The organism is Nocardia cyriacigeorgica (assembly GCF_010868145.1).
GTDB classification, from domain to species: Bacteria; Actinomycetota; Actinomycetes; order Mycobacteriales; family Mycobacteriaceae; genus Nocardia; species Nocardia cyriacigeorgica_D.
Genome location: NZ_JAAGUY010000030.1, coordinates 1 through 24,581, shown reverse-complemented (window position 1 = coordinate 24,581; position 24,581 = coordinate 1). Strand labels below are relative to the sequence as shown.

Sequence of the window (24,581 nt, the reverse complement as noted above, 5' to 3'; positions counted from 1 at the left end):
GATCAACCCGATCTGATCCGGCGCGGGTAGTTCGCCGGGTCCGCGGAAGCCGGATCGGGCCCGGCGAATTCGACTCCATCAACGAGCCCGATCGGTCCAGTCCGGCCCGATGGCAGTGAACGTGCTGGTCGCGGCAAGGCCAGTCGTCTCCAACTGGCTATCAATGGCTGTTCGGGGCACGCCTAGAATCGTGTCGTTCTACCGCTGACGACCACATAGGCGCACATGACACAGGAGTTTGCCGTGACCACGCCCGAGACCACCAAGACCACCGAGGCGACCCGTGAGGCGGGTACCGCCCGCGTGAAGCGCGGTATGGCCGAAATGCTCAAGGGCGGGGTGATCATGGACGTCGTCACCCCGGAGCAGGCCAAGATCGCCGAGGACGCCGGCGCGGTCGCTGTCATGGCGCTCGAGCGGGTACCCGCCGATATTCGCGCCCAGGGCGGTGTGTCCCGGATGAGCGATCCGGACATGATCGACGGCATCATCTCCGCGGTGTCGATCCCGGTGATGGCCAAGGCCCGCATCGGCCACTTCGTGGAGGCGCAGATCCTGCAGAGCCTCGGCGTCGACTACATCGACGAGTCCGAGGTGCTGACCCCCGCCGACTACACCAACCACATCGAGAAGTGGAACTTCACGGTTCCGTTCGTCTGTGGTGCCACCAACCTCGGTGAGGCCCTGCGCCGCATCACCGAGGGCGCGGCCATGATCCGCTCCAAGGGCGAGGCAGGCACCGGTGACGTCTCCAACGCCACCACGCACATGCGCCAGATCCGCCAGGAGATCCGCAAGCTGTCGTCGCTGCCCGCCGACGAGCTCTACGTCGCCGCCAAGGAGTTGCAGGCACCGTACGAGCTGGTCCGTGAGGTCGCCGAGACGGGCAAGCTGCCGGTCGTGCTCTTCACCGCGGGCGGTATCGCGACCCCGGCCGACGCGGCGATGATGATGCAGCTCGGTGCCGAGGGCGTGTTCGTCGGCTCCGGCATCTTCAAGTCCGGCAACCCGGCCCAGCGCGCTGCCGCCATCGTCAAGGCCACCACCTTCTACGACGATGCCGACGTGCTGGCCAAGGTGTCACGTGGCCTCGGAGAGGCCATGGTCGGCATCAATGTCGAGGACATCGCGCAGCCGCACCGCCTGGCCGAACGCGGTTGGTGAGTCTGCGCCCGCATCAGGGTTGACGAGGTTTCTCAGGAGCGGGTGTCACGCCGGACGGCGGGCACCCGCTCCGTTGCGTTCGGATGGTCGACGACCTGTCATGGCGGCACGACCATCACGGCGGCCGTTGCCACCGGCACGGACCGAATTCTGCGGTGCCGTGGTACTTTCCGGGTCTCGGCGAACCCGGTCTCGGAGTTCCACGACACAGGGGAAATGCGTAGATGAACCTTCAGGGGACCCGCCTTCTCGCGATCGCAGGGACGGCGGTGGCGCTGGCACTCAGCGCCGCAACCGCTGCCGCCGACAGCGAGCGTCCGCCGCTCCCGACCGCCGCGGACCTCGACGACCAGCTGACCACTGGCCTCGACCCGGCGACGCGGGTGTTGGCGTGGATCCACCCGGTCCGCAACGAGCACAAGCTCGCGTTCGTGCAGGGCGCACAGGCCGATCCGGAACTGCCGTATCGGCTGGCGCAGACGGTGCATGAGGCCGGGGCACAGCTGCGTGTGGTCGACGTGGACCCGGATCCCTTCGGTGACGCCGTCTACGCGAAGGCCGACGTCACCCTCGACGGCCAGACCAGCCAGGTCGAGATCCCGTTCGTGGTCGAGGACGGTACCTGGAAGGTTCAGCTGGTCTGGGCCTGCACCATGCTGTCGATGCTCGGTGAGCAGTCGCCCACCTGCGCCTGAACGCGTCATCGCAGTCCCGCGCGCTCGGTTCATTCCCGGTCCCGCGCGTCCTGCCGACGGGGTCGCGGTCCGGTGTGACCGTCATCATCGTGGTCCGCCTCGCGCGGCGCCCCCTGCCGGACCAACCCTGACTGCGTGCGAACATAGAGATCCCGTCGGGGACCGGCCGGTACGAGTTGCCGTCCGATCGCCCGCACGGTTGCGCAGTACTCACACGACCGGCCAGTGGCGCGGAGAGGCGGAGAAGTTGGCGACCATCGAAGAAGCGCTGGAGATCGATCGGCTCGAGCGAGACATCTTTCGGGGAGCCTCGCCCAAGACCCAGCTACGGCGAACCTTCGGCGGTCAGGTCGCGGGCCAGGCCTTGGTCTCGGCTGTCCGCACGGTCGATCCGCGGTTCCAGGTGCATTCGCTGCACGGCTATTTCCTGCGTCCGGGCAACCCCGATCAGCCGACCGTATACCTGGTCGAACGCATCCGGGACGGTCGCTCCTTCGGCACCCGCCGGGTGACCGGGGTACAGGACGGTGCCGCCATCTTCACCATGTCGGCGTCGTTCCACGTCGGTGACGAAGGCCCCCAGCACCAGGACGAGATGCCCGTGGTGCAGGCGCCGGACGATTTGCCCGACGCGAAGACCACCATGAGCCCCGAACGGCTGTGGGCCATGCGGGAATGGGAGCACTGGGACATCCGCCCGGTCCCGCAGGAGTCGGTCACCCAGCGGCCGGGAGTGGTGTCCCCGCAGCAGGTGTGGTTCCGCTACCGGCACCCGCTGCCCGACGATCCGCTGTTCCACGTCTGCACCCTCGCCTACATGAGCGATATGACACTGCTCGGATCGTCGAAGGTCACACACCCAGACGAACCCACCCAGGACGCCTCGCTCGACCACGCCATGTGGTTCCTGCGCCCGTTCCGTGCCGACGACTGGCTGCTCTACGACCAGTCCTCGCCGTCGGCGGGCTTCGGCCGCGCTCTCACCGGCGGCAAGATCTTCAACCGCGCAGGGGAACTGGTTGCCTCCGTGGTTCAGGAAGGGCTGATCCGCACACCGCGCGAGAAGTAGACGCGACGCCCGGGTGTCGGACCGCCTGGACGCGGAGATGGCACACGATGGTGTCGGGTCCGTAGGAAACCGACCCCATCGCGCCAGCGAGAGTCCGGACAAACCCGTCGGGACGGTCAGCCCACGGCGTGCGGCGGGTCCCTCCCCGCGCTGCACCGGCCCGGCGACGGCAACACAGTAGTCATGTCAGTGAGTGTCGGCCCGGGTGTGGCGATCACCGGCCGGGCTTGACACAACGTTGACAACAACCGTGAGCAGGCCCACAACGCGACGTCTCGTAAGCTCTGCGGGGTGAACGGTTCAGCGGTCGCCGTGCCCGCGGCGCAGACCTCGGCGCGCGAGAGCGCGCAGCCGGCCATCGGTGTGCTTGCCCTGCAGGGTGATGTGCGCGAACATGTGTCGGCGCTGGAGCGCTGCGGTGCGCGCGCGGTGCTGGTGCGCCGGGTGGAAGAACTCGCGTCCGTCGACGGACTGGTGCTGCCCGGTGGGGAATCCACCGCGATCAGCAAACTGCTCGAGGTGTTCGAACTGCTGGAACCCTTGCGCGCCCGGCTGCGTGACGGGCTGCCTACCTTCGGGTCGTGCGCGGGCATGATTCTGCTCGCCGACGAGGTGCTCGACACCCGTCCCGATGCCAACCACCTGTCCGGAATAGATATGACGGTGCGGCGCAACGCTTTCGGTCGTCAGGTCGATTCCTTCGAAACCGATCTGGCGTTCGCCGGACTCGACGACGGGCCGGTCCGCGCGGTGTTCATCCGGGCGCCGTGGGTCGAGCGGGTCGGCGACGGCGTCGAGGTGCTGGCGCGGGTGCCGAACGGTCCGGCCGCGGGCAAGATCGTCGCCGTGCGCCAGCGCAACGTGATCGCGACGTCGTTCCATCCCGAAGTCACCGGCGACCTGCGGGTGCACCGGATGTTCGTCGATCTGGTTCGCACCGCCTGACCCGGTCGAGGACCGGAGGCGGCTCCATGCCCGGCCTGAGCCGGCGAATCGGAATCGGCTGTTCAGGGCCGCCAGGCCCCGCCCCGTATGCCCGCCGAGTAGGCTGGTCGAGTTGTCCGCCCGGCACAGCCGGTACCGTAGACGACCACACGTGCCATCGACCTGAAGGAAGTAGGGGAATGAGCGGCCACTCCAAATGGGCCACCACCAAGCACAAGAAGGCGGCGATCGACGCGAAGCGCGGCAAGCTCTTCGCCAAGTTGATCAAGAACATCGAGGTGGCGGCCCGGACAGGTGGCGGTGACCCGGATGGCAACCCGACCCTGTATGACGCCATCCAGAAGGCGAAGAAGTCGTCGGTCCCCAACGACAACATCGAGCGCGCCCGCAAGCGTGGCGGCGGCGAGGAGGCCGGCGGCGCCGACTGGCAGACGATCATGTACGAGGGTTACGGCCCCAACGGTGTCGCCGTGCTGATCGAGTGCCTCACCGACAACCGCAACCGCGCGGCCGGCGAGGTTCGTGTCGCGATGACCCGCAACGGCGGCAATATGGCCGACCCGGGTTCGGTGTCGTACCTGTTCCACCGCAAGGGCGTCGTCACACTGGACAAGAACGGCCTGTCCGAGGACGACGTGCTGATGGCGGTGCTGGACGCAGGTGCCGAAGAGGTCAACGACCTCGGTGAAGCCTTCGAGATCATCAGCGAGCCCGGCGACCTGATCGCGGTGCGTTCGGCACTCCAGTCCGCGGGTATCGATTACGACTCCGCCGAGTCCGGCTTCCAGCCCTCGGTCAGCGTCGCGGTCGACGCCGACGGCGCACGCAAGGTCTTCAAACTTGTCGACGCCCTCGAAGACAGCGACGACGTGCAGAACGTTTACACCAACGTCGACGTCTCCGACGAGGTACTCGCCGAATTGGACGATTAGGCCCGAACGTTCGCCGACTCGTCGGCGACGAGGGTTCGAGGCCCCCGCAACGATGTGCGCATCGTTGCGGGGGCTTTCTGTACCGGTGCCGTCGGCGTCAGCGGCTGAACCGCGACACGGTGGCTCAGCTGGTCTGCTGTTCGTAGTACTCCTTCATCGCCGGGTAGTAGTCGTCGAAATCGGGGCGATCCGTGCCGGTGCGGGCGGCGCCGAGCATGTCGAGATAGAACTCCCAGCCGGGGCCAACCTGTGGCGCCTGGGCGATCTCGTCGCCGGTGCGCAAGTGGTGGGTGAAGCGCAGTTCGGTGGTGCCATCGGTCTCGGTGAGCTCCACATCGAGGAACCAGGATCCGGCCTCGTCTTCGGCGGAGACGCCTAGGTGGCGGGGTGGCTCGCAGGCATCGATGCGCATGTCCATCCATGGCTCGTCGTCTTCGAACACCATCTGCACCTTGATGGTCTTACCGGCGCCCGCCTCTCCCTCCCAGGGGCCGAACCAGCGCGCGGTACGGTCGGATTCGGTGATGCTGGCCCACACGTCCTCGATCGGGGCGCGGTAGCTGCGGGTCAGCACCAGGTCACGGCCGGTCTGCGCGGGGAAAAGTCGTCCGGTGGGTCGGGGGGTCATGCGGTGTTCTCCTGTGTCGTCGCGCGGTCCGCGGTCCGGCGTTCGCGCCTGGTCCGGTAGACCTCGGTGTCGAGTGCGTCGAGGTGGCGTTCCCAGGTGGTCGGCTGGGCGAATCCGGTCAGCCAGTCGGTGAGAGCGGCGAGTGGCGCGGTGTCGAGCCGGTAGTAACGCTGTCTGCCGACGAGTTCGTCGCGTACCAGGCCGCTTTCGCGCAGAACGCGCAGATGCCTGCTGATCGCCGGCCTGCTGATGGTGAAGTGCCCGGCGATCTCACCGGCGGTGAGCCGGGTGCCGCGTAGCATCTCCAGGATCTCCCGGCGTACCGGATCGGCGATCGCGCCCGCCACTTCGTCCACAGTAAAAGTGTAACCAGTCGGTTACGCATTTGTCCATCGATGGGCACGTGAAACAGCGGGTTTGTGGCGGCGGCTCAGCGCCGCCGCCTGCTGGGATGTTGCGGGATCACTCCGCGATTTCGGTGCGATCGCTCCAGGAGTAGACCGGCAGCCGACCCTCGGGTGTGTCCTGCTCTCGTCCGGTGGTCTTGAAATGTTCGTAGCCACCTCTGAACGGGATCTTCAACTCGAACCCGGGCGGAGTGATCGGCACGATACGTTCGGGCAGGTCCTGCGGCCCGCCCTCGAGGACAGCCTTGGCGCCAATGCTCATCCTCGGATGGTAGAAGCGTGAACGCTCCGAATGCGGGACATTCGCCATCGGTGCGCGCATCGGTTTGCCAACGATATGTCCGGGCGGTGCCCGGATCCACGCGGAAACCGGTGGCGAGGCCGCGGTATGCCGGTGAGAATCGAGGAATGGTCGAGCTCCTATTCGTGCGCGGGGACATCACCGAACAGGAGGTGGACGCGGTGGTCAACGCCGCGAATTCGTCGCTGCTCGGTGGTGGCGGAGTCGACGGCGCCATCCACCGTCGCGGCGGGCCCGAGATCCTGGCCGACTGCCGCAAACTCCGCGCCTCCCACTACGGCAAGGGCCTGCCGACGGGCCAGGCGGTAGCCACGACGGCGGGAAACCTCCCGGCCCGCTGGGTCATCCACACCGTGGGCCCGGTGTGGTCGGCCGGTGACGACCGCTCCGCCCTGCTGGCCTCCTGCTACCGCGAATCCCTGCGGGTCGCCGATGAGCTCGGCGCGGGCACCATCGCGTTTCCGGCGATCTCGACCGGCATCTTCGGCTGGCCGATCGACGACGGTGCCCGCATCGCTATCGAGACGGTTACCCACACCAGCACTTCGGTACGCGAGGCCCGCTTCGTTCTGTTCGATGACCGCGCCTACGCCGCCTTCGCCGCACACGCGCCGGACTGAACCGATGCACCGCCGCTCGTTCTGCCGTGTGAATCCGCTGAAGCGGGTCCGCGTCACCGACTGGTCGACGCCCATAGGGCTGGCTAGTACCGTGCTGGGAGATCGGCTTTTTGGTTCGGGACTTCATCGTCGGCGCCCGCGTCAGGTGTCCGATATCCGCCAGGGAAAGGCAGGACTATGACCGCAACGATCGGTAAGGTCACCGTGCTCGGCACGGGCGTGCTCGGTTCGCAGATCGCTTTCCAGACCGCCTACAGTGGCTTCGACGTGGTCGCCTACGACATCGACGATGCGGCGGTCGACAAGGCGAAGTCCCGACTCGACGATTTGGTGCAGACCTACCGCGACGAGGTGGCCGGTGCGTCCGACGGCAACGCCGAGCAAGCGCGGGCCCGGATCCGGCTCACGTCCGACCTCGCGGATGCGGCGCGCGAAGCCGATCTGATCATCGAGGCGATCCCCGAGGTCCTGAAGATCAAGATCGACACCTACACCGAGCTGGGCGCGCTGGCTCCCCAGTCGACCATCTTCGCCACCAACTCCTCGACACTGCTGCCCAGCGATATGAAGGACGCGACCGGCCGACCCGACCGATTCCTCGCGCTGCACTTCGCCAACCGGGTGTGGACGTCCAACACCGCCGAGGTGATGGGTACCGCAGACACCGATCCGCAGGTGTACCGCACGGTGGTGCAGTTCGCGAAGGACATCGGCATGGTGCCGATCGAACTGCACAAGGAAAAGGCAGGCTACGTACTCAACTCGCTGCTCGTGCCGTTCCTGAACGCCGCGGGCGAGCTGGTGGCCAACGGCTATGCCGAACCCGAGACCGTCGACACGACCTGGAAGATCGCCACCGGCGCACCCATAGGGCCGCTACAGATCTTCGACATCGTCGGGCTCACCACCGCCTACAACATCTCCGCACACGGTGACGAGGCCGCACAGCGATTCGCCGCGTACCTGAAAGAGAACTACATCGACAAGGGCAAACTCGGCGTAGCCACAGGTGAGGGTTTCTACAAGTATCCGAGCAAGTGACCGCGGGCCCGTGCAAGTAGCCGTCTGCGGGCCCAGTGCCTGCACCGACGCCGACGCCGCACACGCGCGTGCGGTCGGGCGGCTGCTGGGGGAGGCCGGTGCGACCGTATTGTGCGGTGGCGGCACCGGTGTCATGGCCGCGGTCGCCGAAGGTGCTTCACGCGCTGGTGGATTGGTGATCGGCGTGCGTCCCGACACCGACCGTGGCGGAGTGTGCGCCGGCCTGTCGGCAGTGCTCTATACGAATATGGGCGAGGCACGCAACGCGATCCTGGTGCGGTCGGCAGACGCCGTCATCGTGATCGGCGGATCGTGGGGCACGCTGTCGGAACTGGCGCTGGCCCGCCATCGCGCCACCGTCCCGGTTGTTTCCCTCGGCGGCTGGCGGGTGCTCGACGCCGGCGGCGAGCCACTGAACATCGGGCTGATCGCCGAGGACCCCGCCGATGCCGTCGCGCTGGCACTCGCGGGCAGGCCACCTCGCGCTCGATGATGCGCGATCCCCGATGCCTCGGACCGCACGCGGGAAGCGGATGGCCGGCCCCACGAAGGAACCGGTGAGCGCGATGTCGACGTGGTCATTGGTGTCGGGTCCGCTGCCGATCGCGCTGTCGCTGGCGGCGATCGTTGGGCTGGCCTGGCTGCTCACCGGTCGCCGGCGGCCCGGCCTCCGGGCGGTGGCGGGCTGCGTGGTGGCGGCCATCGCGATCACCGCCGGCGGTGCGTACCTGGTGCGCTCGGTGTGGCGACTGATTCCCGACCCGCTCGGGGCGGCGGTCTACGGCTGCCTCGGCCTCGGGGTTTTCGTGGTCCTTCTCGGCATGGCGCATGCCTTCCGGTGGCGCGGGCGCATCCGTACCGGAGTTGTCGCGATCGCTGTGGCCGTTGTCCTTGCCGCCTGTGCGAATCAGGTCAACCTGATCTACGACGCCTATCCGACTGTCGGTGCGGCGCTCGGCACCCAGCGGTTGAACGAAATCCCGTTCAGCGATGTCACCGCGGCGAACCGGCTGCGTCCTGACCTCGACCCGGTCGAAACCGGCTGGACAGCGCCCCCGGGACTGCCCACCGCCGGGCGGCTCACTCATGCCGCGATACCGGGCACCGCCTCTGGATTCGATGCTCGCCCGGCCGAAATCTATCTGCCGCCTGCCTATTTCGCCGATCCGCGACCGCAGCTGCCGGTGCTGGTATTGCTCGCCGGTCAGCCGGGCAGCCCGCGTGACTGGGCGACCAGCGGTGACCTGCCCGCGACCATGGACGAATTCGCCCGCGTCCACCAGGGGCTGGCGCCGATCGTCGTGGTCGCCGACGGCACCGGCAGCACCTGGAACGACCCGCTGTGTGCCGACGGTCCGCGTGCACGGGTCGCGACCTACCTGACCGCCGACGTCCCCGACTGGGTCCGTGCGCACCTGTCGGTCGATCCCGATCCGGAGGCCTGGGCAGTGGGCGGGCTGTCCTACGGCGGAACCTGTGCGCTGCAATTGGCCGCCGGGTACCCGCAGGTGTACCCGACCTTCCTGGCCATGTCGGCGGAAGCCGAGCTGAATCTCACCGACCGCGAGCACACCCTCGGCGTCTTCGACGGCGACACCGCAGCCTATGCCCGCGCAAACCCGCACGACCTGCTGGCCGAGCGCCGCTTTCCGGGTAGTGCAGGGGTTTTCGTCGTCGGCAGCGACGACACGGACACCCTTTCCGGTTCGCGAAGCGCCTATCAGGAAGCTCGGGCTGCAGGGATGGATGTCGGTTACCTCGAACTGCCCGGCGGCCACGATTGGCGGGTGTGGTCGACCGGGCTGGCCAGGGAACTACCGTGGCTGGCCGGGCGCGTGGGGCTTATCGCCAGATGAACCCCACGCCCCGGCCGGATCGCGGCGCCTCAGCGGGTAGTGCGGCGCCGTAGCAGCAGCACGAGCACGACGACCGCCGCGATGACGGCGACACCGAGTGCGGTCGCGACCCACACCACCGCCGGCACGCCGCCGTCATCGCCGGAGTCTGCGCCGGCGCTCACCTCATCTCGATCGGTGGCCCGCGCCGACTTGCCTTCCTTACCGAAGGTCTCGCCGGTGCCATTCCGATATTGCGGTCCGGGTTCCGGATCGCCGGTGACGGTGAGCTCCAGCTCGACCGGCACCGGTGCCGCGCGCTTCTCTGGGCTGACCGTCTGCCCGGCCTTGACCGAGATGTAGTACCAGCCCGCGACGGACTGGGCGACGAGCTTGCCACCCTCTTCCCGGTTCAGGTAGCGGACGGGTGCGGTGGCGAGCTCCTTGCCGGACGGCAGAACCTGTTCGGAACCGCCATAGGCGCCGGTGTCGGAGTCGATCTCCGCGCGATACGGCGAGTAGAGCGTGGTCTCGACATTGGAGACGTTGTCGCTGCCGCGACCAGGGGTCTCGCCGAACCGCACCCGATAGGACAGGCCCTGGCCCCAGTCGAGTCGCACGCGATAGAAGACGAACTCACCGCGCTGCACAGTGTCGGTGAACCGGCCGGACCCGGGCAGTGTCGCCGCCACATTGAAGGAACCACCGCCGACGACAGGTACCACCGGCCCGGTCGGCGCGGTGAACTCGACCGGCTCCGACACCGCCGGTGCTCCCGGATCTGACACGGCGGACTCGACACCGACCGAGATCTCGAGTGGCAGTTGGGCAGGTACGCCCTCGGATACCGCACCCCACTCGAGGGTGAAGTAGTAGCGTCCGCCGCCGTAGCATGCCTCGTTGCCGCCCGAGCTGGGTTCGGCCGCTCCGTCCCAGACCGTACTGACAGTGAGCGCGACACCATCGTCGGCGCTACCGGTCAGCTCCTTCTCCGTGACTCCGCAATCCGAGCCGTCGGTGCCGAACACCTTCAGATCGATCCGGTTGACCGACGACCAATCCCCGTCGTGGCGCGGGAACGAGATCGTACCGGTGAAGTACGCGGTCGCCCCGTCCGGCACATCCACCGCGTAGTAGCGCGGCTGCTTGTGGCCGATCACGTCGAGGTACTGGCCGGGCGCGGCGACCGGCGCGCTCTGATAATCGGGGGTGCCCTCGATCGGAGTGCCGATCGCGGCGTAATTGCGCAATGCCGCCGCACTCACCCGCGGCAGGGCCTGTTCGAGGGATTTGCCGTCGACGGCATCGGTGTAGGTGCCGCCGGTGCTCTGCGCGATGCAGGTCAGCTGGGCGCGCGAGGGATCGTCGACCCCGAAGCCGATGGCGTGCACGACGAGATCGGTGCCCTGCGCTTCGAGCTCTCGGGCGACCTCACACGGATCGGGCGGTGTGCAGGTGTCCAGGCCGTCGGAGACCAGCACGATCGACTTCGCCCCGCCCTTCGGCAGCGCGTCGTTCGCCCTGCGCAGCGATTCACCGATCGGCGTATAGCCGCGCGGAGTGATCTGATCGACCGCCGACGTCAGCGCCGACCTGTCGATGGTCTCGGCGGGTTGCAGGATGCGGACGTCGCGGCAGCCCGCGTCTTTCTCCGCATCCGAATTACCGGTCTCGGTGCCGTAGACGGTCAGACCGACCGTGGATGCCTCGGGTGCGGCGGCGACGAAGGTGCGCACCGCGGTTTTCGCGGCGTCCATCTTCGTGCCGCCGCCCGGATCGGCCGCCAGCATCGATCCCGACGCGTCGAGCACGAGCATGGTCGGCGCGTATTCGGGCTGCTGTGGCTCGGACGACTGTTGGGCAATAGCTGGGGCGGCGACCGGGACCAGGCCGATCGCACATGCCGCGGTGATTGCGGCGATCTTCGCCAAGGTGGACACGCTCGTACAACTCCGTTCACTGCTGCCGCGTTCGGCATAACACGGCGGCACGGAACCCTACGTGTCTCGGACGGCTCCGGCCAGACATGGGAACCGGGGTGGCCGAGGTGGCCGTGTCGCTGGAACCACGCCCGCCGGATGTGCACTAGACTTCGAACAACTGTTCGCGTGTCCGAAGGGGTGTTTTCCGTGCGGGTGATGGGTGTCGACCCCGGGCTCACTCGATGCGGGCTCAGCATGGTCGAAGGCGGCGTGGGCAGAAAGGTCACCGCACTCGACGTCGATGTCGTGCGCACCCCCGCGGATATGGAGCTGGCGTTGCGGCTGATGGCGGTCGCCGATGCCGCCGAGCACTGGATGGACACCCACCGTCCCGGCGCGGTGGCGATCGAGCGGGTCTTCGCTCAGCACAATGTGCGCACCGCGATGGGCACGGCACAGGCGGGTGGGGTGATCGCCCTGGCTGCTGCACGACGTGGCATTCCCGTCGCCTTCCATACCCCCAGCGAGGTGAAGGCCGCCGTCACCGGCAACGGCTCCGCCGACAAAGCCCAGGTGACGGCCATGGTTACCCGAATTCTCGGGCTGCGGGTCGCGCCTAAACCCGCCGACGCCGCCGACGCACTCGCCCTTGCCATCTGTCATTGTTGGCGTGCGCCGCTGATGGAGCGCATGGCCCGCGCCGAAGCCCAAGCCGAGCAGGCACGCAGGCGGTACGCCGAGAAGCTGGATCGACAACGAAAGGCGGTGCGCCGGTGATCGCGTCGGTACGCGGTGAGGTACTCGAGATCGCGCTCGACCATGTGGTGGTCGAGGCCGCGGGCGTCGGCTACCGGCTCAACGCCACCCCGGCCACCCTCTCCGGCCTCACTCGCGGGGAACAGGCGCGGCTGTACACGGCGATGATCGTCCGCGAGGACTCGATGACGCTGTACGGATTCGCCGATACCGAGGTACGTGACCTTTTCGGTCTGCTGCAAACCGTATCCGGTGTCGGCCCCCGGCTGGCCATGGCTGTCCTAGCGGTACTCGAACCCGAAGCGCTGCGCAAGGCACTGGCCGAAAGCAATGTCGCCGCGCTCACCCGGGTACCCGGTATCGGCAAACGCGGCGCCGAGCGCATGGTCGTCGAACTGCGCGACAAGGTGAATCTGGTTCCGGTGCAATCCGGCCCGCCCGGCAGCGGGCCCGCGGCTGTGGTCACACCCGTGCGTGATCAGGTCGTCGAGGCGCTCACCGGGCTGGGGTTCCCGCTCAAACAGGCCGAACAGGCCGTCGACGCCGTCCTGGCCGAGGACCCGGCCGCTACCACGTCGGTCGCATTGCGTGCCGCACTCGGCATGCTGGGCAAGAACCGGTAGGCGCGCATGGACTACGACGAGCACGACAACGACGAATCCCCGGTCAGCGCACACTATTCCAGCGCCGACGGCGATATCGAGACCAGTCTGCGCCCGAAATCGCTGGACGATTTCATCGGCCAGCCGCGGGTGCGTGAACAGCTCGCGCTGGTACTGCGCGGGGCGCGCGGGCGCGGTGGCACCCCCGACCACATCCTGCTGTCCGGCCCGCCCGGACTCGGCAAGACCAGCATGGCGATGATCATCGCCGCCGAACTCGGCACCGCCCTGCGGATCACCTCCGGCCCCGCGCTGGAGCGCGCCGGTGATCTGGCGGCCATGCTGAGCAATCTGGTCGAGGGCGATGTGCTGTTCATCGACGAGATCCACCGGATGGCACGGCCCGCAGAGGAAATGCTCTACCTGGCGATGGAGGACTTCCGGGTCGATGTCGTCGTCGGCAAAGGCCCGGGCGCCACCTCGATCCCGCTGGATATCGCGCCCTTCACGCTGGTCGGCGCCACCACCCGCTCCGGTGCGCTTACCGGTCCACTGCGTGACCGCTTCGGCTTCACCGGCCATATGGATTTCTACGAACCGAGCGAACTGCTCGGCATTCTGCTGCGGTCGGCGCGCATCCTCGGCGTCGATATCGACCATGACGCCGCCGCCGAGATCGCTGGGCGTTCCCGCGGCACCCCGCGCATCGCCAACCGGCTGCTGCGCCGCGTCCGCGACTATGCCGAGGTCCGCGCCGACGGCCATATCACCAGGCCCATCGCCGCGGCCGCACTACAGGTGTACGACGTCGATGCGCTCGGACTCGACCGGCTCGACCGCGCGGTGCTCGGCGCCCTGGTCCGCGGCTTCGGTGGCGGACCGGTCGGCGTGTCGACGCTCGCGGTCGCGGTGGGGGAGGAGGCCGCCACCGTCGAGGAGGTCTGCGAACCGTTCCTTGTTCGCGCGGGCATGGTGGCGCGCACGCCGCGCGGCCGTGTCGCGACGGCGACCGCGTGGGAGCATCTCGGGCTCGTCCCACCGCCCGACCTGGTCTTCGGGTCGATCGAAGTCCGTGGGCGCGAACCACATCCAACGCTCGACCTGTTCGACTGAACGTCGATCTCGATCGACAACCTGGCGTACCGGCAGCATCGAGTACGTCGCTGGTCGACACACCTCGTGCCGCGCGACCGTGCGCCGAGGCGGTTGCCGACTCGACGGTGCCGTGCGGGTTCTCGCCGCAGGTGCCGGTGTTCAGCGCAGGTAGACGGGCTGGTGGAGGGCGGTGACCACGAGATCCAGAAACGCGTCCACCTCGTCGCGCTGGTATCCGCGCACACCCAGGCGTGCCACCGTGAACCGCACAGCCCGCACATCGTCGACGGTCAGGCTGCCAGGGCCGCCGTGTGCCAGCGTCGCCGCCACCAGATCGAGGAAGGCGTCCACCTCTTCCATGTGGTAGCCGCGCTGCTCGAGTGGTGCAGGGGTGAACCGCATCCGGTGCACGTCGCCTGGTGTCAGCAAGGTGGCAGGCGCGGGTGGCGGTACTGCCGCGGGCACCGGCCGAACTCCACGCTGGCGGAACTCGAGTTCGGCATGCACCCTGTCGAGGAACTCGTCCACCTGCTCGACGCGATAACCACACCGCCCGCCACGTGGTGCGCCGAAACTGACCTGGCGCAGGTCGTCCGCGGTGAGTGCGCCGCCACCACCGAGGGTGGCGGCGACCAGTTCGAGGAATGCGTCGACCTCGTCGGTGTGGTAGCCGCGGCGTCCGGGCGGGGTCAAAGCGAACGTCGTCCGTCCGACATCCTCGGGAGTCACGGGCGTCATTGTGACAGCACCCGTGCCGGATTACCGTGCTTCCGGCCAGTTTTCGAGCGCCACGGCCCAGGCTACGGTTTACGCACACCCTCGATCAGCAGGCGGCGGATCGCCTCGTTGAGGGCGGTGATGGCGGCCTCGTCCAGATCGCGCAACCCGTGCACCACGCCAGCCATCAGCATTCCGGTCACCGCCCGCGCGGTGTTCACGGTATCGAGGTCCTCGCGCAGATAGCCCAGCTCGACACCGTGCTCGAGATAGCCCGCGGTCAGTGAGTCGGCGGTATCGAGCAGCCCGTACAGGCGTTCGGTGAGCTCGTCGTCGATCCCGGTGGCATGGAACAGCAGCAACTGCGCCACGCGCCGGTCCTCGATCAGGATGTGGGTCAGCGCGGTGCCGATCCGGTCGATCTGCTCGCGGTACTCCTCGAGGCTGGTCGCGGCGTCGGGCGCGTTCTCGGTGCCGAGGGCCACGATGATTCTGGCCGCCAGATCGTCGATGACGTGGTCGATGATGTCGCGCTTATTGCTGAAGTACCGGTAGAAGGTGCCGTGCCCGATCCCCAGGTGAGCGGCGATATCGGCGATACCGGTCGCGTGATAGCCCTTTTCGGCGAAACACACGAAAGCGGTATCGATGATCTCTCGGCGCAGTTCGGCCTTGCGGCGCTCGGCACGCGTGGATGGCTTCGTCACACCCATGATGATACTGTCGTCACAAACGGAATGATGTGTCATTCCCGGAGAGTCGGTTCAGATATCAGGAGGTTCGGCGTGGCGCCTCAGTTCGATGCGATCGTGGTCGGTGCGGGTTTCGGCGGAATGGGAGCGGGCATCGAGCTCGACCGGCTCGGCCTGAGTAATTTCGTCATCCTGGAACGCGAGGACGATCTCGGCGGTACCTGGCATGTGAACCGGTATCCGGGCCTTGCCGTCGATATCGCGTCGGTGACCTATTCCTATTCCTTCGAACCCAACCCGTACTGGTCGCGGCTGTTCGCGCCGGGTGCCGAGTTGAAGAAGTACGCCGAGCACGTGGCCGACAAGTACGGCCTACGCCGTCGGATGCGCTTCGGCACCGTCGTCGACGGCGCCCGCTGGGACGAAGAAGAACAGCAGTGGGTGGTCTCCATCGCCGGTGGGGAAACCCTCACCGGCCGCTACCTGCTGGCCGCCACCGGCTTCCTGTCCCAGCCCTACACGCCGCCGTTCCCCGGTATCGAGTCCTTCGCCGGCAAGATCATCCACACCACCGCGTGGGACGACGAGGTCGATCTCACCGATCGCAAGGCCGCGGTGATCGGTACCGGCGCCACCGGCGTGCAGCTGGTCCCCGAGGTGGCCAAGAAGGTTCGTGAGCTGACCGTCTTCCAGCGCACCCCGATCTGGGTGGTGCCCAAGGTGGACGCGCCGATCCCTGCCCCGGTGCAGAAGCTGTTCGCCTCGGCGCCGGTGACGCAGAAGGCCGCGCGGCTGGTCAACACCAGCATGCTCGAGGCTTTGATGGTGGTCGGCGTCCTGCACTTCAAGCAGGCCAAACTCATGAACAAGGGTGCGGCGCTGCTGGCCAAGGCCCATCTGCGTGCCCAAGTCCGCGATCCGGAGATCCGCAAACAGCTCACCCCGCACTACGACTTCGGCTGTAAGCGACCCACCTTCTCCAACCATTACTTCACGACCTTCAACGAACCGCATGTCCGGTTGGAAACCAACTCGATCGAGCGGATCGAACCCGACGGCATCGTCACCGCCGATGGTCACAAGACCGAGATCGACACCCTCATCCTCGCCACCGGGTTCAACCTGTGGGATGTGAACTTCCCGGCCATCGAGATCATCGGACGCGACGGGGTGAACCTCGGAAAGTTCTGGCGCGACAACCGATTCCAGGCCTACGAGGGCATCACCGTGCCCAAGTTCCCCAACTTCCTCAGCCTCAACAGCCCCTATTCCTACAGCGGGCTGTCCTACTTCACCACCATCGAGGCGCAGATGAAGCATATGGGCAGGCTGTTCGCCGAGCTGTTCCGTCGTGGCGAGACCACCTTCGAGGTCACCGAGCGTGCCAACACCGAGTTCCTCGACCGTGTGACCACCAAACTCGACAACTCGGTGTTCTACGGCGGTGACTGCGCCACCGCACGCAGTTACTACTTCAACCAGCATGGTGAGGCGGCCCTGCTGCGCCCGACCAGCACCGTCAACGCGCACCGGGAAGCGGTGAGCTTCCCGCTCGACGACTACAGCTACGGCCACAGCGCCTGATATGTCCGCACCCGAGCCCCGCCACCGATGTTTCGGTCGCGGGGCTCGCTGCCGCGCGCTACCGTGCAGGATGGCTCGCACGTCCCTCCAGGGTGTGCGGGTGTGGTGCCGGTGACCGAAGCTGGCAGACTGTGTGAGTACCTGTCCATTCCCACCCACAGACTAGGGACTGACTTCGACGATGGAACTGCTGTTTCCGCTGCTGCTGGTAGCCCTGCTCGTACCGATGTTCCTCGGTGTCCGCCGCCAGAAGCGGGAAGCCGAGAAGGTCGCCACGATGCAGGAAGGCCTGAAGGTCGGCGACCAGGTCATCACCACGTCGGGTCTGTACGGCACCGTGGTCGAGGCTGATGAAACGACCGTCGACCTCGAGATCGCCGAGGAGGTCGTCACCACCTGGCTGCGTCAGGCGATCCGTGAGGTTCGCATCGACGACGAGGCCGATGAGACGACCGGTGACACCGAGGCCGATGAGGCGCCCGGTACCACCACCGAGGAAACCGCCGAGCAGACCGAAACCCGGCTGACCAAGGACTGACCGTCCGCGTACGCGCCGGATGCCCACCTGCGGACACCGCACGGCACCCGGCGTCATCGGCGTGTGTCCCGCCTGTTCCACCTCGACTTCCGCCTAGGAGATGACCAACTGTGCCACCTTCCCAGGGATCGGCGCATCCGTTCAGGTTGCTCGGTGTCTATGCCGCGCTGCTGGCCGTGATCTACGCGCTGGTGTTCTTCACCGGTGACAAATCCCCGACACCCAAGCTCGGCATCGACCTGCAGGGTGGCACCCGGGTCACGCTGACCGCCCGCACGCCGGACGGCAGCAAGCCGAGCCAGGACAGCCTGAAGCAGGCTCAGGGCATCATCGAGAACCGTGTCAACGGTCTCGGTGTCTCGGGATCCGAGGTCGTCATCGATGGCGACAATCTGGTGATCACCGTGCCCGGCGACGACAGCCAGCAGGCACGCTCGCTGGCCACCACCGCCAAGCTCTACATCCGCCCCGTCCTGCAGGCCGCGCCCGCGACCGGTGCGCAGACGCCGCAGCCCGGCCAGGGCGCTCCGGCGCCCACCCCCGGCACGACCGGTCAGGCACCCGCGCCCGCTCCCGGTGGCACCGCGCCCGCACCGGCGACCGGGCAGGCGCCCGTGCCGCAGAACCGGGTGTTCCCCGCGCAGGCGCCGACCGAACCGACGCAGCCGCCGGCACCGCCTGCTGACGATGCGGATCTGACGCCGCAGGAGCAGACACAGCAGGAGATCACGGCTGCCAAGGCGATCCGGCAGAGCGACGACCCGGCGACGCAGCAGGCCGCAATGGCGTCGATGGATTGCAGCAAGCCGGATCCGCTGGCCGGTAACGACGATCCCACCAAGCCGCTGGTGACGTGTTCAACGGATGGCACCGAGGTTTACCTGCTCGGTCCGAGCCGTATCGACGGCCAAGAGATCAAGGACGCCACCTCCGGTCTGAACCAGCAGCAGGCACGCCACGAAGTCACCCTGGAGTTCAAGTCCAGTGGCAGCGAGGCGTGGGCCGATCTCACCGGTGAATACGTCTACAAGCGAGTGGCGTTCGTGCTCGACTCGCAGGTGGTCAGCGCGCCGGTGGTGCAGCAGGGCCCGCAGCAGGGTGGTAGCACGCAGATCTCGGGCAACTTCACCGCCTCGAGTGCCAAGGAGCTGGCCAACACGCTGAAGTACGGCTCGCTCCCGCTGTCGTTCCAGACCTCGGAGGCCGAAACGGTTTCGGCGACACTCGGTCTGTCCTCACTGCGCGCGGGTTTGATCGCCGGTGCGATCGGCATGGTCGTGGTGCTGCTGTACTGCCTGCTCTACTATCGGATGCTCGGTTTCCTGGCGGGATTGTCGCTGGTCGCGGCCGGATTCGCGGTGTACGGCCTGATCGTGCTGCTCGGCCGCTGGATCGGGTTCACCCTCGACCTGGCCGGTATCGCCGGTCTGATCATCGGTATCGGTATGACCGCCGACTCGTTCGTCGTGTTCTTCGAACGCATCAAGGACGAGATGCGTGAGGGCCGCAGCTTCCGTTCCGCGGTACCCCGCGGCTGGGCCCGTGCGCAGCGCACCAACCTCTCGGGTAAGACGGTCAGCCTGATCGCGGCCGTCGTCCTCTACATCCTGGCCGCCGGGCAGGTCAAGGGCTTCGCCTTCACCCTCGGCCTCACGACCGTGCTCGACGTGATCGTGCTCTATCTGGTCACCGCACCGCTGATGATGCTGGCCTCACGGTCGCCGTTCTGGGCGAAACCGTCGGTGAACGGTCTCGGCGTGATGCAACAGATAGCCAGGGAACGCGGCGCGGGCGGACCGGCGCTGGTGAAGGAGACCGCACGATGAGCACTTCGAGCCCGACTCTGGAACCGGACGCCCCCAACCGTCCGTCCGCCCCGAAGCACGGCTTCTTCGAACGTCTCTACACCGGTACCGGTGGTTTCGAGATCGTCGGCCGTCGCCGGTTCTTCTACATGCTGAGCGCGGCGTTCCTGTTGCTGTCGCTGCTGAGCATCGCCGTGCGCGGCTTCACCCTCGGCATTGATTTCGCGGGTGGTTCGCGCATCCAGTTGCCCGCCTCCGACACCGCGACCACCCAGCAGGTCGAGGACGTCTACACCGAAACGATCGGCCATGAGCCGGTCACGGTGCAGAAGGTCGGTTCTGGCGACTCCGCGACCATCCAGGTCCGTTCCGAGAGCTTGGATCTGGAGCAGACCGTGGCGCTGCAGACCGCTCTGTTCGACGAGTTCCAGCCGAAGAACGCTGACGGCGAGGTGACGCGCAACGCGATCAGCATCGCCGAGATCAGCGAGACCTGGGGCAGTCAGATCACCAGACAGGCGGTGATCGCGCTGCTGGTCTTCGTCGTCTTGACGATGATCTATATCGCGATTCGCTTCGAACGAGATATGTCGATCGCTGCGATCTCGTCGCTGTTCTTCAACCTGGTCGTCACCGCGGGTATCTATTCGCTGGTCGGGTTCGAGGTCACCCCTGCCGCGGTGATCGGTTTGCTGACCATCCTCGGTTTCGTGCTCTACGACAACGTCGTGGTGTTCGACAAGGTCGAGGAGAACACCCGCGGCGTGCTGCATCTGACCCGGCGCACCTACGCCGAACAGGCGAACCTCGCCGCCAACCAGACCCTGATGCGCTCGATCAACACCACCGTGATCGGCATCCTGCCCATCATCGGCATGCTGGTCATCGCGGTGTGGCTGCTCGGTGTCGGCACGCTGAAGGATCTGGCGCTGGTGCAGCTGGTCGGCATGATCGTCGGCGCGTACTCCTCGATCTTCTTCGCTGTGCCGGTGCTGGTGTCGATCAAGGAACGCTGGGGCCCGGTAGCCGCGCACACCAAGAAGGTACTGGCCAAGCGCTCCGGTGCGGCGGGTGCCAAGGCCGCAGCGGCGGGTGAGCATCGCGCCGGGTCCGCGGCAGGCCGCGAGGTCTCCGAGACACCGCGACGCACCCGCGACACCGGCCCGCGCGCCGGTGCTCGGCCGAGCGGAAAACGACACCGGAAGAGCCACTGACGACAGGGGGTTCGGTTCATGCGACAGCCGCGAGGTTTCGCGCGCCGGCCGCATCGCCTACTCGCGGCCGCGGTCGCCGGGGCGGTGGTGGCCGGGCTGGCGGCCGGATGTTCGAGTGAGAGCCAGGTCCCGTCCATCGGGTTCGCCGTCGACGCGGCCGTCGCCAGCTACAACGGCGGCAGCACGCTCGGCGCGAGCACCGGCGCCACCGCGGTGTTCGGGCGGGTACTGACCGGCTTCTTCTATACCGGCCCCGACGGCCAGCAGATCGCCGACACCGATGTCGGCACGGCCAAGGAGGTGCCGGGGGAGTCGCAGACCATCCAGTACCGGCTCAATCCCGACGGTGTCTATTCCGATGGCGTACCCACCTCGTGTGACGACCTGATCCTGGCCTGGGCGGCCCGCAGCGGCCGGTTCACCAGGCCCGGCGACGGTGGTCCGCTGCCGCTGTTCGACGCTGCGAGCACCGCCGGATACGAGGACATCGAGCGGGTGGAATGCCTGCCCGGGTCCAAGGACGCCACGGTCGTGTTCCGGCCGGACCGCCGCTACCTCGACTGGCGGAACCTGTTCACCGCGGGCGAGCTGATGCCTGCCCATATCGCGGCGCGGGCGGCGAACGTGCCGAACGTGGTGTCGGCGATGCAATCGGGCGATCCGAGTGCCATCCAGCGGTTGGCCGATTTCTGGAACAGCGGCTGGACGCTGGCGCCGGGCGAGTTCGACGCGAGCCGGTTCCCCTCGTCGGGGCCGTACCGGATCGAGTCGTTCACTGCGGACGAAGGCCTGGTTCTGGTGGCCAACGAACGCTGGTGGGGCAATAAGCCCGAGACCGGCCGGGTCGTGGTGTGGCCCAAGTCGACGGATTTGGCGGCCAAGGTGGGCGAGGGTGCGGTGAGCGTGGTCGATATCGGGGCCGGGTCGGTCAAGGATCTCGACCTGGGTGGCTTCTCCGTGCAGCAGGTGCCTGGACGCGGCGCCGAGCAACTGGTGCTGTCAACCGGTGGCGTACTCGCCTCGGTCGATGCCCGGCGTGCCCTTGCCCTGTGCGTGCCGCGCCGTGCCCTGTTCGACGAGATCGGCAAGGTGCCGGAGGCGCCGGAATCCGGCCTGGGCTCGGGTCCGCTGAACTCCCATATCGTCCAACAGGATTCGCTCTACTATCCGGCTGTCTCCGGCGCCGCCGAGCCTTTCCTCGCCGCCGACATCGAGGGGTCGAAGGCGGCCCTCGCGGCAGCTGGGGCACCGGAACTGACCATTCGCGTCGGCTATCAGACCCCCGATGATCGCCGCGCACGCACCATCGCCACGATCGCCGAATCCTGCAAACCCGCAGGTATCACTGTGGTCGATGCGGGTGCGCCCGATTTCCGCGCCTCGCAGTTGGCCGCGGGCGGAGTAGATGCCGTGCTGGCCGGTACCGCCGGTGTTCCCGGCCCCGCGGGCTCGTTGGACGGTGTGGCCGCGACCAGCGCGTTGCGGACCGGTAGCGGGCTGAATTTCGGGCGATTCGGTAACGGCCGTTACGATGCGATCACCGATCAGCTTGCGGCCGATGACAACTCGACCGCACGGCTGAATCTGCTCACCGAAGCCGAGAACCTGCTGTGGGCGCAGATGCCGAGCATCCCGTTGTTCGCCACGCCGCGCACCATCGCCTTCGGCGGCGGTTTGCAGAACGGCATCGCGGCCCCCACCCAGGCGGGTACCGGTTGGAACATGGACCGGTGGGTACTGAAGCGGTGACAAGGTGTTGTGGGTGATGTGACTATGGAGAGGTGTCGATGAGCAAGCACGCGGCGATCGAATCCGACGACGCAGTCGCCGAGCGGACAAGCAAGGCCGCGGGGGTCGTCCAGAAGCTGACCCGCTGGCGCGACGATTTCCCGGAGCCCGGCGTCCGCTTCGCCGACCTCACCCCCGTCTTCGCTGATCCCGAAGGCTTTCGCACCGTCATCGACTGCCTCGCCGCCAGCGCCCCCGATGCCGACCTGGTCGCTGCTGTCGACGCCCGCGGCTTCCTGCTCGGCGCTGGCGTGGCCGCCACCCTCGGTACCGGTGTGCTCGCCGTACGCAAGGCGGGCAAACTGCCGCCGCCGGTCGTCACCCGCGAATACGACCTCGAATACGGTAAGGCGGCTCTGGAGATCCCCGCCGACGGCGTCGATCTGGCCGGCCGCAAGATTCTGCTCCTCGACGACGTCCTCGCCACCGGCGGCACCCTCGCTGCCGCGGCCGACCTGTTCACCCAGGCCGGAGCCGAGATCGTCGCGGCTGCGGTCGTTCTTGAACTGGAATCGCTCGGTGGGCGCAAGCGTCAGGGTGATTACCCGCTGACGTCGATCGTCACCGTCTGAGCGCACTCCGCAGCAGGCCACGGAGGTGACCAAAGTGAACGAAATTTCGGCTACCGGTGGGTAGAGTGCCTGGTCAGGAAGTGCGCTCCCCGCACGCGCGGGGATGAGCCCGGCTACCGCCGCATCGACGACTGGCGCAAACGGCGCTCCCCGCACGCGCGGGGATGAGCCCCCATCCAGATCAACCTTGGCTTGGGCGTCCGAGCGCTCCCCGCACGCGCGGGGATGAGCCCGCCACCGCGAACGCCTCGGCGATATCCGCCCGGCGCTCCCCGCACGCGCGGGGATGAGCCCAAGCCCGCCGAAACACCCTCCCTCCCAGGCAAGCGCTCCCCGCACGCGCGGGGATGAGCCCTCGCCGACATGCGGGCCGGCCGCATGAGCAACGCGCTCCCCGCACGCGCGGGGATGAGCCCGCTACCCGGCCCGACCATGGTTCACGCCGCGAGCGCTCCCCGCACGCGCGGGGATGAGCCCAGCGGCGACGCCGCAAGGCTGAGGCGGCCGAGGCGCTCCCCGCACGCGCGGGGATGAGCCCCGGGCGCCCCGCCAGATTCTGCAGCAAGAGTTGCGCTCCCCGCACGCGCGGGGATGAGCCCCCAGCAAGCCAACAAACGAGCCGCCGCCCAACGCGCTCCCCGCACGCGCGGGGATGAGCCCCGATAATGCATCGCTGCGAGTGCGATGTCGTCGCGCTCCCCGCACGCGCGGGGATGAGCCCTACGCGGGGCGCCGAGCTGCGCCCGCGCCAATGCGCTCCCCGCACGCGCGGGGATGAGCCCGTGCGCGTGTATCGGCGCATGCGCCGCCAGGAGCGCTCCCCGCACGCGCGGGGATGAGCCCGTGACCAGCGTCACGCGATGGCCCGGGGTCGAGCGCTCCCCGCACGCGCGGGGATGAGCCCCCCACCGGCGGCGCGGCGGTCGCGGCGATGACGCGCTCCCCGCACGCGCGGGGATGAGCCCTCGCCCCGCACGAGATCGCCGAACAGATCTCGGCGCTCCCCGCACGCGCGGGGATGAGCCCGAGGCGCGACCTTCGCCAGTCACGACAATTGCGCGCTCCCCGCACGCGCGGGGATGAGCCCCCGTGCCCGGCTGCCTTGCCGAGGTGGTCGACGCGCTCCCCGCACGCGCGGGGATGAGCCCACGTCGGGGGTCACGCTGCGCGCTGCATTCACGCGCTCCCCGCACGCGCGGGGATGAGCCCGGCGCGCACCCGTCGCCGGTCGGGATCGTGCTGCGCTCCCCGCACGCGCGGGGATGAGCCCGATCAAGATGTGGCCGTTCTACTACGGAATGAGCGCTCCCCGCACGCGCGGGGATGAGCCGGTACGCGTCCTTCTCCTCGACGCGGATCGTGCGCTCCCCGCACGCGCGGGGATGAGCCCAGGGTCCAGACGAGCAGGAAGATATCCAGGATGCGCTCCCCGCACGCGCGGGGATGAGCCCTCCGGCGGGAACGAAGGTGTCGGACTCCTACAGCGCTCCCCGCACGCGCGGGGATGAGCCCGTGCCCTGTGGATCAGCGTGTGAATTCGCCCAGGTCCTCGATGTATTCGCGGTATTCGGTCTCGGCGTGGTCGAGCAGGCGGGTGATCTCGGTTCGTAGGGCGGGGGTGGTGGCGGGGCGGACGGTGCGGGTGCGGGTGCCGGTTTC

24 protein-coding genes and 1 CRISPR repeat array are annotated in these 24,581 nt (G+C 67.8%); of the genes, 18 read left to right on the top strand and 6 right to left on the bottom strand.

Going from position 1 to position 24,581, the window contains the following annotated elements; genetic code table 11:
- Positions 1–225 precede the first annotated feature (225 nt).
- The 5 genes from pdxS to GV792_RS25070 all read left to right on the top strand — a co-directional run bounded on the left by pdxS (position 226) and on the right by GV792_RS25070 (position 4,805).
- On the top strand, positions 226–1,164 hold the full coding sequence (gene pdxS, locus GV792_RS25090) for a pyridoxal 5'-phosphate synthase lyase subunit PdxS (RefSeq protein ID WP_163827061.1): 939 nt from the start codon (positions 226–228) through the stop codon (positions 1,162–1,164).
- 224 nt (positions 1,165–1,388) lie between these two features.
- Complete coding sequence (locus GV792_RS25085; RefSeq protein ID WP_163827059.1) at positions 1,389–1,859, top strand: hypothetical protein; 471 nt, start codon at positions 1,389–1,391, stop codon at positions 1,857–1,859.
- Positions 1,860–2,106: 247 nt separating this feature from the next.
- Positions 2,107–2,928, top strand: a complete 822-nt coding sequence (locus tag GV792_RS25080; protein WP_163827057.1) for an acyl-CoA thioesterase — start codon at positions 2,107–2,109, stop codon at positions 2,926–2,928.
- A 291-nt stretch (positions 2,929–3,219) separates the two neighbouring features.
- Entirely contained in the window at positions 3,220–3,873 is a 654-nt protein-coding gene (gene pdxT, locus GV792_RS25075; protein WP_309139153.1) for a pyridoxal 5'-phosphate synthase glutaminase subunit PdxT, read from the top strand.
- Between the two features lie 179 nt (positions 3,874–4,052).
- The gene (locus tag GV792_RS25070) at positions 4,053–4,805 is read left to right on the top strand and encodes a YebC/PmpR family DNA-binding transcriptional regulator (protein ID WP_163827055.1); all 753 of its coding nucleotides are present in this window, start codon (positions 4,053–4,055) and stop codon (positions 4,803–4,805) included.
- Between the two features lie 124 nt (positions 4,806–4,929).
- Here the strand turns inward: GV792_RS25070 and GV792_RS25065 are convergent, their stop codons facing one another.
- The 3 genes from GV792_RS25065 to GV792_RS25055 form a co-directional block, all read right to left on the bottom strand.
- Positions 4,930–5,433: an SRPBCC family protein gene (locus GV792_RS25065; RefSeq protein WP_163827053.1), complete on the bottom strand. Its 504-nt coding sequence runs from the start codon at positions 5,431–5,433 to the stop codon at positions 4,930–4,932.
- Positions 5,430–5,789 carry a metalloregulator ArsR/SmtB family transcription factor gene (locus tag GV792_RS25060; RefSeq protein WP_163827051.1) on the bottom strand — a complete coding sequence of 120 codons (360 nt, stop codon included), beginning with the start codon at positions 5,787–5,789 and terminating at the stop codon, positions 5,430–5,432. Before GV792_RS25060 ends, GV792_RS25065 begins: the two co-directional genes overlap by 4 nt.
- A gap of 106 nt (positions 5,790–5,895) precedes the next feature.
- Entirely contained in the window at positions 5,896–6,102 is a 207-nt protein-coding gene (locus GV792_RS25055) for a DUF5988 family protein (RefSeq protein ID WP_163827049.1), read from the bottom strand.
- 146 nt (positions 6,103–6,248) lie between these two features.
- Here GV792_RS25055 and GV792_RS25050 point away from each other — a divergent pair, with 146 nt between their 5' ends.
- The 4 genes from GV792_RS25050 to GV792_RS25035 all read left to right on the top strand — a co-directional run bounded on the left by GV792_RS25050 (position 6,249) and on the right by GV792_RS25035 (position 9,658).
- Entirely contained in the window at positions 6,249–6,761 is a 513-nt protein-coding gene (locus GV792_RS25050) for an O-acetyl-ADP-ribose deacetylase (RefSeq protein ID WP_163827047.1), read from the top strand.
- A 177-nt stretch (positions 6,762–6,938) separates the two neighbouring features.
- Positions 6,939–7,802 carry a 3-hydroxyacyl-CoA dehydrogenase gene (locus tag GV792_RS25045; protein WP_163827045.1) on the top strand — a complete coding sequence of 288 codons (864 nt, stop codon included), beginning with the start codon at positions 6,939–6,941 and terminating at the stop codon, positions 7,800–7,802.
- Positions 7,803–7,812: 10 nt separating this feature from the next.
- Positions 7,813–8,295: an SLOG cluster 4 domain-containing protein gene (locus GV792_RS25040; RefSeq protein WP_163827043.1), complete on the top strand. Its 483-nt coding sequence runs from the start codon at positions 7,813–7,815 to the stop codon at positions 8,293–8,295.
- 73 nt (positions 8,296–8,368) lie between these two features.
- Complete coding sequence (locus GV792_RS25035) at positions 8,369–9,658, top strand: alpha/beta hydrolase (protein ID WP_163827041.1); 1,290 nt, start codon at positions 8,369–8,371, stop codon at positions 9,656–9,658.
- A gap of 29 nt (positions 9,659–9,687) precedes the next feature.
- Here the strand turns inward: GV792_RS25035 and GV792_RS25030 are convergent, their stop codons facing one another.
- Positions 9,688–11,577 (bottom strand): vWA domain-containing protein, encoded by a 1,890-nt coding sequence (locus GV792_RS25030; protein ID WP_309138523.1) that lies wholly within the window; start codon positions 11,575–11,577, stop codon positions 9,688–9,690.
- Between the two features lie 189 nt (positions 11,578–11,766).
- Here GV792_RS25030 and ruvC point away from each other — a divergent pair, with 189 nt between their 5' ends.
- From ruvC to ruvB, 3 genes are read left to right on the top strand one after another with little or no spacing between them, the layout of a single operon-like run.
- The gene (gene ruvC / locus GV792_RS25025) at positions 11,767–12,336 is read left to right on the top strand and encodes a crossover junction endodeoxyribonuclease RuvC (RefSeq protein ID WP_163827116.1); all 570 of its coding nucleotides are present in this window, start codon (positions 11,767–11,769) and stop codon (positions 12,334–12,336) included.
- Positions 12,333–12,938, top strand: coding sequence for a Holliday junction branch migration protein RuvA (gene ruvA, locus GV792_RS25020; protein WP_163827039.1), 606 nt, complete (start codon positions 12,333–12,335; stop codon positions 12,936–12,938). Before ruvC ends, ruvA begins: the two co-directional genes overlap by 4 nt.
- A 6-nt stretch (positions 12,939–12,944) precedes the next feature.
- Complete coding sequence (gene ruvB, locus GV792_RS25015) at positions 12,945–14,030, top strand: Holliday junction branch migration DNA helicase RuvB (protein WP_163827037.1); 1,086 nt, start codon at positions 12,945–12,947, stop codon at positions 14,028–14,030.
- A 141-nt stretch (positions 14,031–14,171) separates the two neighbouring features.
- Here ruvB and GV792_RS30160 read toward each other — a convergent pair whose 3' ends face one another.
- A complete protein-coding gene (locus tag GV792_RS30160; protein ID WP_163827035.1) occupies positions 14,172–14,750 on the bottom strand; it encodes a DivIVA domain-containing protein in 579 nt (192 codons plus the stop codon).
- A gap of 62 nt (positions 14,751–14,812) precedes the next feature.
- On the bottom strand, positions 14,813–15,442 hold the full coding sequence (locus GV792_RS25005) for a TetR/AcrR family transcriptional regulator (RefSeq protein WP_256667917.1): 630 nt from the start codon (positions 15,440–15,442) through the stop codon (positions 14,813–14,815).
- A 72-nt stretch (positions 15,443–15,514) separates the two neighbouring features.
- Between GV792_RS25005 and GV792_RS25000 the strand changes: the two genes are divergently transcribed.
- The 6 genes from GV792_RS25000 (at position 15,515) to GV792_RS24975 (ending at position 22,922) form a co-directional block, all read left to right on the top strand.
- Positions 15,515–17,005: a flavin-containing monooxygenase gene (locus GV792_RS25000; protein WP_163827031.1), complete on the top strand. Its 1,491-nt coding sequence runs from the start codon at positions 15,515–15,517 to the stop codon at positions 17,003–17,005.
- Between the two features lie 181 nt (positions 17,006–17,186).
- Positions 17,187–17,543: a preprotein translocase subunit YajC gene (gene yajC, locus GV792_RS24995; protein ID WP_163827029.1), complete on the top strand. Its 357-nt coding sequence runs from the start codon at positions 17,187–17,189 to the stop codon at positions 17,541–17,543.
- A 110-nt stretch (positions 17,544–17,653) separates the two neighbouring features.
- Positions 17,654–19,369, top strand: coding sequence for a protein translocase subunit SecD (gene secD, locus GV792_RS24990; RefSeq protein ID WP_163827027.1), 1,716 nt, complete (start codon positions 17,654–17,656; stop codon positions 19,367–19,369).
- The gene (gene secF, locus GV792_RS24985; RefSeq protein ID WP_163827025.1) at positions 19,366–20,562 is read left to right on the top strand and encodes a protein translocase subunit SecF; all 1,197 of its coding nucleotides are present in this window, start codon (positions 19,366–19,368) and stop codon (positions 20,560–20,562) included. The genes secD and secF overlap by 4 nt, the downstream gene beginning before the upstream one ends.
- 18 nt (positions 20,563–20,580) lie before the next feature.
- Entirely contained in the window at positions 20,581–22,311 is a 1,731-nt protein-coding gene (locus tag GV792_RS24980; protein WP_163827023.1) for an ABC transporter substrate-binding protein, read from the top strand.
- 38 nt (positions 22,312–22,349) lie between these two features.
- Positions 22,350–22,922, top strand: a complete 573-nt coding sequence (locus tag GV792_RS24975; protein ID WP_175584773.1) for an adenine phosphoribosyltransferase — start codon at positions 22,350–22,352, stop codon at positions 22,920–22,922.
- Positions 22,923–23,004: 82 nt separating this feature from the next.
- Positions 23,005–24,434: a CRISPR direct-repeat array (repeat unit 29 nt; unit sequence GCGCTCCCCGCACGCGCGGGGATGAGCCC).
- Positions 24,435–24,581 lie beyond the last annotated feature (147 nt).